This window comes from Methylobacterium sp. WL120, from assembly GCF_008039465.1.
GTDB classification, from domain to species: Bacteria; Pseudomonadota; Alphaproteobacteria; order Rhizobiales; family Beijerinckiaceae; genus Methylobacterium; species Methylobacterium cerastii.
In genome coordinates this window covers 1-9,372 of the sequence record NZ_VRUT01000170.1, presented here as the reverse complement: position 1 = coordinate 9,372, position 9,372 = coordinate 1, and the positions used below count along the sequence as shown (strand labels likewise).

Genomic DNA, 9,372 nt, shown 5'->3' with positions numbered 1-9,372 from the left:
GCGCGGGCCGGTGCCGGCCCGCTCCGGACGGCCGAACCGGGTTTTTCCGGGCGCGCCGGAGCGGGGGCCGCGGCTCGCGCCCTTGCTCGCCGCAGCCTTGCCCTCGGCGGATTTCGGCGAGGGCGGCCGGCCGGAGCCCTTGCCGACGCTCTTGCCTGCGCCTTTGCCAAAGCCCGTCCCCGGACCCTTGCCCGAACCCTTGCCAAAGCCCGTCCCCGGACCCTTGCCCGAACCCTTGCCGCCGCGTGGTGGATTGCCTGTCATGCAAGCGCGTTAACACCCGCCCGCACCGGCGACAATTCGCGCCGCCCGCACGGCAGGCCGGCGTCGGGTCATCCTGCCGTTCGGCACCGTCGGGGATCCGTCGGTCGGCAGCCCTCGGGGCCCGATGCCTTCGCCCTCACGCCGACCGGCGGATCGCCTCGAGGGTAAGCCCGATGCCGACCGAGCCGAAGGTGTCGCCTTCCACCACGCGGGCGCCCGGCAGGCAGGCGGTGAGTCCCTGGCGGACATGCGGCAGGCCGGTGGAGCCGCCGGTGAGGAACAGCGAATCGATCCGGTCGGCGGTGAGGCCCGCCTGGGCGAGGCAGCGCCCGACCCGCTCGGAGATCCGCGTCGCCAGGGTGTCGGTGTGGGCGACGAGGGCGGTCCGGTCCACGGGGGCGGCGAGCCCGGGCTCGACCCAGTCGAGGTCGACGTCCGAGGCGCCGTCGTTCGAGGCGGCGATCTTGGCGCCCTCGACGGCGATGGCCAGCGAATGCCCGCGCTCCAGCTCGACCACCGTGCGCAGCCGCTCGACGAGGTCCGGCCGCGCGCCGTCGCGGATGATCTCGGCGATCTCGCGCAGGGTCTTGGGGTTGTAGAGCCGGTTGATGCTCGACCAGGTGGCGAGGTCGTGGAAGTAGGCGTTCGGCACCAGCAGCTCGGCCCGCTTCATCGGGCTGCCGAGGCCGAGCAGCGGCATCACCGTGCCGAGGCTGAGGAAGCGGTCGAAGTCGGTGCCGCCGATGCGCACGCCGTCGTTGGCGAGGATGTCGTCGGCTCGCTCCGCCTTGGCGTGACGCTCGGGCGAGAGGCGCACGATCGAGAAGTCGGAGGTGCCGCCGCCGATGTCGGCGATCAGCGCGATCTCCTCGCGCCGGACGCTCTGCTCGTGGTCGAGCGCTGCCGCGATCGGCTCGTACTGGAACGAGACGTGGCGGAAGCCGATGCTTTGCGCGATCTCGCGCAGGGTGTCCTCGGCCCGGCGGTCGCCCGCCGCGTCGCCGTCGACGAAGTGCACCGGACGCCCGTGCACCACGGTGTCGAAGGTCTCGCCGGCGGCGGCCTCGGCCCGCGCCTTCACCGCGCCGAGGTAGCGCCCGATCACGTCGCGGAAGCGCACGCGCTCGCGGCCCACCGGCGTCGTCTCGTCGATCAGCCCCGAGCCCAGCACCGACTTGAGGCTGCGCATCATCCGGCCCGGCGTTCCCTCGACGTAGGCCTCCGTCGCCGCCCGCCCGATCACCGCGGCGCGGTTCGGCTCGAAGAAGATCGCGCTCGGGATGGTGAGGTGGCGCCCCTCCAGGGGAACGAGGCGCGGACCCGCCGGGGCGCGGTGTCCGAGCGTCGTGTTCGAAGTGCCGAAATCGAGGCCGCAGGCCGCCATCAAGTGTCGTCTTTCGCCGGTGTTCGTGGGGGCGGCTGCCCTACAGGCTGGCGGGCGCGGGGTCCAGCGCTTCAGAGCCAGCGCGGCCCGAGGAACAGCGCGAGCGCGACCACGAGCCAGGCGCAGAGCCCGCCGAGGAGCGCCAGGCGGTAGTCGAAGGATCCGCCGAACCACCACGCCACCGCGAGGAAGACCAGGTAAGCAGGAATCGTGCGAAAGCCCGCCAGGCAGGTCTCGCGGAAGGCGCCGGCCTCGCCCTTCGCGCCGACCGCCAGCAGGGCGATGATCGCGAAGGTCGGCGCCAACGGCAGGATGCCGGGCAGGACGTTGCCGCGACGCGACGCCAGCACGATCGCCATCGTCACGAGGCCGCCGGCCACGCCTTTGAGCAGGACGTCCACGGCGCCGCTCACCCCTCCCCGCGCCGTTCCCGGCGCAGCTCTTCCCAATGCGCGAGCCGGTCGCGGTAGCGGCTTTCCATGCCGCGGTCGGTCGGCGCGTAGAGGTGCTGGCGGCCGAGCCGTTCCGGCCAGTAGTCCTGGCCGGAGAACGCCTCCGGTTCGTCGTGGTCGTAGCGGTAGCCCTCGCCGTAGCCGAGCCGCTTCATGAGCTTGGTCGAGCCGTTGAGGATGGTGCGCGGCGGCGGCAGCGAGCCGTGCTCCTTCGCGATGCGGGTCGCCGCCTTGTAGGCCTCGTAGGCCGCGTTCGATTTCGGGGCGCAGGCGAGGTAGATCACCGCCTGCGCCAGCGCGAGCTCGCCCTCGGGGCTGCCGAGGAAGTCGAACGCGTCCTTGGCGGCCGTCGTGATCACCAGGGCCTGCGGGTCGGCGAGCCCGATATCCTCCACCGCCATCCGCACCAGGCGCCGGGCGATGAACAGGCGGTCCTCGCCGCCGTCGAGCATCCGGCACAGGTAGTACAGGGCCGCGTCCGGGTCCGAGCCGCGCACCGTCTTATGCAGCGCGCTGATCAGGTTGTAGTGGCCCTCCTGCGCCTTGTCGTAGATCGGCGCGCGGCGCTGGACGAGGGTCTGCAGCACCTCCGCGTCGAGGATCTCGTCGGGCTTGGCCGAGCGCCAGATCTCCTCGCACAGCGTCAAGGCCGCGCGCCCGTCGCCGTCGGCCATGCGGACCAGGACGCCGCGCGCCTCCTCGGTGAGCGGCAGCGCCTGGCCGGTCAGGTCCTCGGCCCGGGCGATCAGCTTGGCGATCGCCGCGTCGTCCAGCGCCCGGAACAGCAGGACCCGGGCGCGCGACAGCAGGGCGGCGTTCAGCTCGAAGGACGGGTTCTCCGTCGTCGCGCCGACCAGCGTCACCGTCCCGTCTTCCATCACGGGGAGGAAGGCGTCGAGCTGCGCCCGGTTGAAGCGGTGGATCTCGTCGACGAAGAGCAGCGTCCCCTGCCCCGTCGCCCGGCGCTTGCGCGCCCCCTCGAACACCTTGCGCAGGTCGGGCACGCCGGAGAAGATCGCCGAGATCTGCTCGAAATGCAGGTCGGTCTCGTGCGCGAGCAGGCGCGCCACGGTGGTCTTGCCGGTGCCCGGCGGTCCCCAGAACACTAGCGAGCCGAAGCTTTTCCCGCGCAACAGCCGCGTCAGCGCCCCGTCCGGGCCGGTGAGGTGGTCCTGGCCGACGACCTCGGCGAGCGTGCCCGGCCTGAGCCGGTCGGCGAGCGGACGGGGCGCCGAGGCGTCGAGGCCGGCGGTTTCGAAGAGGTCGGGCATGCCCGCATCAACACCCTGCGGCCCACGCTCGGCAAGAGGCGCCGCCCGGCAGAAGCCGACGGAGGCGCGCCGCCGGCCACCCGGCCGGGCGGAGCCCGTGCGACACCATCGCCGCAACCGTCTTCGTTTCGGAAAACACCCTGTTAACTCACGCGGACGAAGTGTTCGTCCGGTCGCAGCGAAAGCAACGGTGACGCCGCGAGCGGCCGTGCCGCGTGAGAGTCCCTTAAGTCCACCCGTGGTCCTGTCGAGCCCGCTCACGGGGGACGACGCATGATCCGGAAACGCGGCAGCTGGGGAGAGGGAGAGCTCTACGAGGCCCTGTGCCTGCTGATGATCTGCGGCTGCCTGTGGATCATCGGCATCCAGTTCCAGGTCTTCTCCAGCCTCAACGCCTTCATCCACGCCAACGACCTCTCGAACGCGTTCATGCTGGTCGCCCTGATGGGCCTGGCCGTGTTCGCGGCGAGCCTGCGGAAATCCCTGCTCCTGCGGGTGGCGATGCGCGAGCGCGACATCACCGCCGCCGAGGCCGAGGCGGTGGCGCGCCACGACGTGCTGACCGGCCTCGCCAACCGCCGCCTGTTCCTGGAGACGCTGGAGCGCCGCCGGGCGGCCGCGAGCCTGGTCCCGACGCAGGCCGTGCTGCTGGTCGACCTCGACCGCTTCAAGCCGGTCAACGACATCTACGGGCATGCGGCCGGCAACGCCGTGCTGTGCGCGGTGGCCGAGCGCCTGTCCGCCCTGACCCCCGAGGGCGGCCTCGCGGCCCGCCTCGGCGGCGACGAGTTCGCGCTGCTCGTGCCGCTCGACGGCGGCAGCGACGGCCTGTCCCGCCTCGCCCAGGCGGTGATCGCCTCCATCGCCGCGCCGATCCAGTGGCAGGGCAACGAGCTGAAGGTCGGCGCGACCATCGGCATCGCCCTGATCTCGGCCGACCAGGCCGACGCCGACGTGGTGCTGCACGCCGCCGACCTCGCCATGTACCAGGGCAAGAAGGACGGCCGCGGCGTGTTCCGCGTGTTCAAGAGCGCGATGGACCTCGAGCTCAAGGCCCGCGCGCAGCTCGAAAGCGAGTTGCGCGAGGCGATCGCGAACGGCGAGATCGAGCCGTTCTACCAGCCCGTGGTGACGCTGCCGGAGAAGACGCTGGTCGGCGTGGAGGTGCTCGCGCGCTGGCGTCACCCGGTCCGCGGCCTGCTCGCCCCGGCGAGCTTCATCGGGATCGCCGAGGAGACCGGCCTGATCTCCGAGCTCAGCATGAAGCTCCTGCGCCAAGCCTGCCTCGACGCCCGCGACTGGCCGTCCCACTTCCAGCTCGCGGTGAACATCGCGCCGCAGCAGTTCCAGGACCGGTGGCTGTGCGAGCGCATCCTCGCGATCCTCACCGAGACCGGCTTCTCCCCGAGTCGCCTGGAGGTTGAGATCACCGAGACGGCTCTGGTCCAGGACCTGGAGGCGGCCCGCACGACCCTGACCTCGCTGCAGAACCTCGGCGTGCGCATCGCCCTCGACGACTTCGGCACGGGCTATTCAAGCCTCTACCACCTGCGCGAGCTGAAGTTCGACAAGCTCAAGATCGACCGCACCTACGTCGACACGATCACCATGAGCGCGGAACGGGCCAAGCTCGTCGACGCGATCATCAAGCTCGGCGCCAGCCTCGGGCTCGTCACCACCGCCGAAGGGATCGAGACCGACGCCAGCGTCGACTGGCTGTCGGACCAGGGCTGCGATTACGGCCAGGGCTACCTGTTCGGCGCGCCGATGCCGAAGGAGGCGATCACCGCCCTGATCGGGGCGCCGGTCGAGGAGATCCAGGCCAAGGCCCTCGCGCTCCAGGCCGCCTGAGCGAAGCCCAAATCCGCCATCCCGAAGGGATCGACCGAATTTTGGTATGAAGGCCGGGCTTCGGCCCGGCCTGCCGATTCTCAGCCGCCGAACATCGAGGTCAGCACCTCGCCGTTGCGGTTGATCGCGACCTCCCAGGCGTTCTGGACCGTGCGGGTGGCGCGTTCGACGTCCTTCGTCGTGGAGACCGGCTGGCCGTTGATCGAGACCAGCATGTCGCCCTTCTGCAGGCCGGCACGGGCCGCGATGGAGTTCTCGTCCACGGCCTGCACCGCGACGCCATCGACGGGGAAGTCCACCAGCATCTCCTCGGCCACGGCGGGCGAGGTGTTGATCAGCGTGGCGCCGAGGAACGGCGAGCGGGTGCGGACCTTGAGCACGTCGCGCGGCCGCGTCTCGGGCGCCGGCACCAGCTTCACCGGCAGGGTGCTGCGGCTGGTGCCGCGCAGGATGCCGAACTTGGTCTGCCCGGTGATGCCCTTGAGCGCGAATCGGTAGCCGAAGGCTTCCGGGTCGTCGACGTTTTGGCCGTCGACGGTCAGGATCAGGTCGCCGCGCTTCAGCCCGGCCTCGTCGGCCGGGCTCTTGGCCTGCAGGCTCGCCACGAGGACGCCGGTCGGGTGGTCGAGGCCCATGCTCTCGGCGATGTCCGGCGTCACGCTCTGGACGCGCGCCCCGAGCCAGGGCCGCCGCACGGTGGTGGCGCCGTTCTTGGCGGTCTCGACCACGGCCTTCACCATGCTCGCCGGGATCGCGAAGCCGATGCCGTGGCTGCCGCCGGACTGCGAGTAGATCGCGGTGTTGATCCCGACCAGGTGCCCGCGCAGGTCGACGAGCGCGCCGCCGGAATTGCCCGGATTGATCGCGGCGTCGGTCTGGATGAAGAACTGGTAGTCCGACGAGCCGACCTGGGTGCGCGCCAGCGCGGAGACGATGCCCTGCGTCACCGTCTGGCCGACGCCGAACGGGTTCCCGATCGCCATCACGAAGTCGCCGACCTCGAGGCTTTCCGAATCACCGAACGGCATCGCGACGAGGCCGCCGGCCGGGTTGGTGATGCGGATCACCGCGAGGTCGGTGCGCGGATCGCGCAGCACGATCGTCGCCTCGAACTCGCGCCGGTCGGCCAGCGAGACGCGGACCTCGTTCATGTTGTCGATGACGTGATTGTTGGTGATGATCAGGCCCGACCCGTCGACGATCACCCCCGAGCCGAGGGATTTCTGCGCCCGCTCGCCCGGGGAGCCGCCCTGCCCGCGCCCGCCTTCCGCGCCGAAGAACCGGCGCATGAACTCGTCCATGGCGCTGGTGCGGGCGTTGGGCCGCTTGTCGATGTGCGAGGCGTAGACGTTGACCACCGAGGGCGCCGCCCGCTTCACGACGGGGGCGAAGGAGAGCTGCACCTCGCCCTTGCTTGCGGGCGCCGCCTTGTCGGGCGTCGCGAGCCGGGCCGGCGGCGCGTCCGAGGTCTTGTCGGGCGTCTTGTCGGGCGTCCTGGCCATCTGCGCGGCGGCGGGGCCGCCGGCCAGCATCAGCGCGACGGCCAGGGCGGCGAGGGAAGACGGATGGGGCATGCAGGACTCCGGGCGCTCGAGGCCGTCGGGGCGCCGGGCCGTCCGCGCGGTGGGACGGCCCGGACCGACATGCGATCGCGGCCTGTCTATCGCGGTCGAATGCGGCGCGCGAGAGCCCGGTCCGCCGGCCCGCGCACCGCGGCTCAGCCCTTCAGAAAGGCCAGCAGGTCGGCGTTCAGCCGCTCGGCATGGGTGAACGGCACCGCGTGCGGCGCGCCCTCGTAGACCACGAGCGTGGCGCCGGGGATCGCGGCGGCGGCTACTTTGCCCGACACGTCGATCGGCACGGTCTGGTCGTCGTCGCCGTGGATCACCAGGGTCGGCACCCTGAAATGCGCCATGTCGCCCCGGAAGTCGGTGGTGCCGAAGGCGGTCACGCAGGCCGTCGTCGCCTTGGGCGAGGCCAGCATCGCCAGGTTTCCGGCCCAGGTCATCGTCTCGGCCGAGACCGGAGAATGGAACACGCCGGCGCCGAAGAAGGTCTTGGCGAAGTTCGCGAGGAAGGCCGGGCGATCCTTCCGGAGTCCGTCGACCATGCCCTGGAAGACGCCGCCGTCGACGCCGTCCGGGTTGTCGCCGGACTTGAGCATGTAGGGCGTCACCGCCGAGACCAGCACGGCTTTCGTGACCCGTGCGCCCGCGTGGCGGGACATGTAGCGCGCGATCTCGCCGCCGCCCATCGAGAAGCCGACGAGGGCGACGTCCTGGAGGTCGAGGCCGTCGAGCACCGCCTTCAGGTCGTCGGCGAAGGTGTCGTAGTCGTAGCCGGTCCAGGGCTGGTCGGACCGGCCGAAGCCGCGTCGGTCGTAGGCGACGACCCGGTAGCCGACCTCGGCCAGCGCCGGCATCTGGTGCTCCCACATGTCGGCGTCGAGGGGCCAACCGTGGATCAGCACCACCGGCCGGCCGGTGCCCCAATCCTTGACGTAGAGCCGGGTGCCGTCCCCGGTCCGGATGAAGGCCGTGTCGCGGATGGCCATGTCTCGCTCCTGCTCGGATATCCGTCGGCGGCTGCCGAACGATGCCGGGACGCCCGTCGCGGACGGGAAGCAACCGGCCGCGTCGAACGTTCCGAGGGAGCGGACCCCATGACGCCGAATGGCCGGAGGCGCGCTCGCGCCTCCGGCCATTCGATGCCGTGGAAGTCCGGGAGAGTCCTGCCGAAGCGGTGTGAGCCTCAGGCGTCCTTCTTCTTCCGAGCGGCGCGGGGCTTCTTGGCGGGGGCGTCGGCCTCGCTTTCGGCTGCCGCCTCCTCGGTGACCACCGGCTCGGGCGCGGCGGACTTCGCCACGTTCTTGCGGCGCTGCTGGCCGAGGCCCAGGGCGCGGGCGAGTTCGGAGCGCTGCTCCGAATAGCTTTGCGAGGTCATCGGATAGTCGGGCGCGAGGCCCCACTTGGCGCGATACTGCTCGGGCGACAGGCCGCGCAGGGTGAGATGCCGGCGCAGGGTCTTGTACTGCTTTCCGTCCTCGAAGCTGATCAGGTAATCCGGCGTCACCGAGCGGCGGATCTCCGGCGCGGTCGCCTTGGGTGGCCCGACCTCGGCGACCGGCCCGTTGGCGCCCGAGACGCCGACGATCGCCTCGTGCACATCGCTCAGGAGCTTCGGCAGTTCGACGCTCTGGACGTGATTGTTGCTGACATAGGCGGAGACGATATCCGCGGCCAACGTGATGAAACGGGCCCTGTCGACGTCTGGTTCGCTCATGTTGTTCGGTCCGTCATTGTGAGTTCGAATGATAGTGCCGACCGTAAGCTCAGTTTTGGTGGCGGGCAAGATTATTTCGTGGTTTTCGCCCGTTTTCCGAGGAAATCCACCGGGATCGGCGGTACTCCGGCGCTATCCTCTGATCAAGAGCCGCGGCGATGCGCACAAACGTTCGGGAATGTAGCCCGGATTGAACTAAATTGTGCGCAATTGTCCGTCTGTGCCCTATTGAGCGAACGTTGTTGGGATAAATTGCCGGTGTCGCGCGCGCATCGATTGTGCGTGTCCGAACGCCGAACGCCGTATCGATGAGGTAGCCCTGGGATGCATTTTGCCGCGTCCGCCCCCGACGCGGAGTTGCACGGTGCGACGATGTCCGGATCGAAAGACGGCGCGATCTTCACGCCGAACATCTCGCGAGCGCGCTGCGCGGTCTAAGTCCGACCAATCGACGGACGGCCCGGGCCCAGGAGCGGCATCGGGCTTGGATCCACGTCGAAGCCATCCGGGGAGCGACCGGACGGGCTTAAAATTGGAGCGTGGTAGTCTGGAAAAGGCTTGCTGGGGCGAAGCCGGCGCGTCCGCGCGGCAGCGGCAGCTCGATCCTATTCGACCCGGTAGTGCCGCCCCGACGCGGCGCCGCCTCGGCCGGGCTCGCCCTCGGCGCCTGGGGACGACGGCGAGGGCTATGCGGCGGCGTTCGGCGGCGGCGCGGGTCCGGTCGGCGCCTAGCGTGCGTAGGCGTAGACGGATGCGGCGGAGGCGACGGGTCCTGCGACGGTGGAGAAGACGCTGACGACCTTGGAGACTTCGGTGAAGGGGGCGTTGGAGACGTAGACGAGGTCGCGGTTGCGCATGCGGAAGGCCT

Annotated in this window: 8 protein-coding genes and 1 pseudogene; 1 reads left to right on the top strand and 8 read right to left on the bottom strand. The window is 70.5% G+C overall.

Features of this window, described 5'->3' with window-relative positions; genetic code table 11:
• The 4 genes from FV229_RS27810 to FV229_RS22675 all read right to left on the bottom strand — a co-directional run.
• A partial coding sequence (locus FV229_RS27810) for a hypothetical protein (protein WP_147754127.1) occupies positions 1–264 on the bottom strand: 264 nt, incomplete at its 3' end.
• A 136-nt stretch (positions 265–400) separates the two neighbouring features.
• Positions 401–1,648, bottom strand: a complete 1,248-nt coding sequence (locus FV229_RS22685) for an Hsp70 family protein (RefSeq protein WP_147754126.1) — start codon at positions 1,646–1,648, stop codon at positions 401–403.
• Positions 1,649–1,719: 71 nt separating this feature from the next.
• Positions 1,720–2,061, bottom strand: coding sequence for a GlpM family protein (locus tag FV229_RS22680; protein WP_246688296.1), 342 nt, complete (start codon positions 2,059–2,061; stop codon positions 1,720–1,722).
• Complete coding sequence (locus tag FV229_RS22675) at positions 2,058–3,371, bottom strand: replication-associated recombination protein A (protein ID WP_147754125.1); 1,314 nt, start codon at positions 3,369–3,371, stop codon at positions 2,058–2,060. Before FV229_RS22675 ends, FV229_RS22680 begins: the two co-directional genes overlap by 4 nt.
• 273 nt (positions 3,372–3,644) lie before the next feature.
• On the opposite strand from FV229_RS22675, the gene FV229_RS22670 reads away from it, so the two are divergent.
• Complete coding sequence (locus FV229_RS22670; protein WP_147754124.1) at positions 3,645–5,222, top strand: EAL domain-containing protein; 1,578 nt, start codon at positions 3,645–3,647, stop codon at positions 5,220–5,222.
• Positions 5,223–5,302: 80 nt separating this feature from the next.
• On the opposite strand, the gene FV229_RS22665 is transcribed toward FV229_RS22670, so the two are convergent.
• From FV229_RS22665 to FV229_RS28260, 4 genes and pseudogenes are all read right to left on the bottom strand, one after another.
• Complete coding sequence (locus FV229_RS22665) at positions 5,303–6,796, bottom strand: Do family serine endopeptidase (protein WP_147754123.1); 1,494 nt, start codon at positions 6,794–6,796, stop codon at positions 5,303–5,305.
• A 143-nt stretch (positions 6,797–6,939) separates the two neighbouring features.
• On the bottom strand, positions 6,940–7,776 hold the full coding sequence (locus FV229_RS22660; protein ID WP_147754122.1) for an alpha/beta hydrolase: 837 nt from the start codon (positions 7,774–7,776) through the stop codon (positions 6,940–6,942).
• 197 nt (positions 7,777–7,973) lie between these two features.
• Positions 7,974–8,504, bottom strand: coding sequence for a MucR family transcriptional regulator (locus FV229_RS22655; protein ID WP_147754128.1), 531 nt, complete (start codon positions 8,502–8,504; stop codon positions 7,974–7,976).
• Between the two features lie 728 nt (positions 8,505–9,232).
• Positions 9,233–9,372: pseudogene (locus FV229_RS28260) on the bottom strand (sugar transporter); the annotation flags it as partial.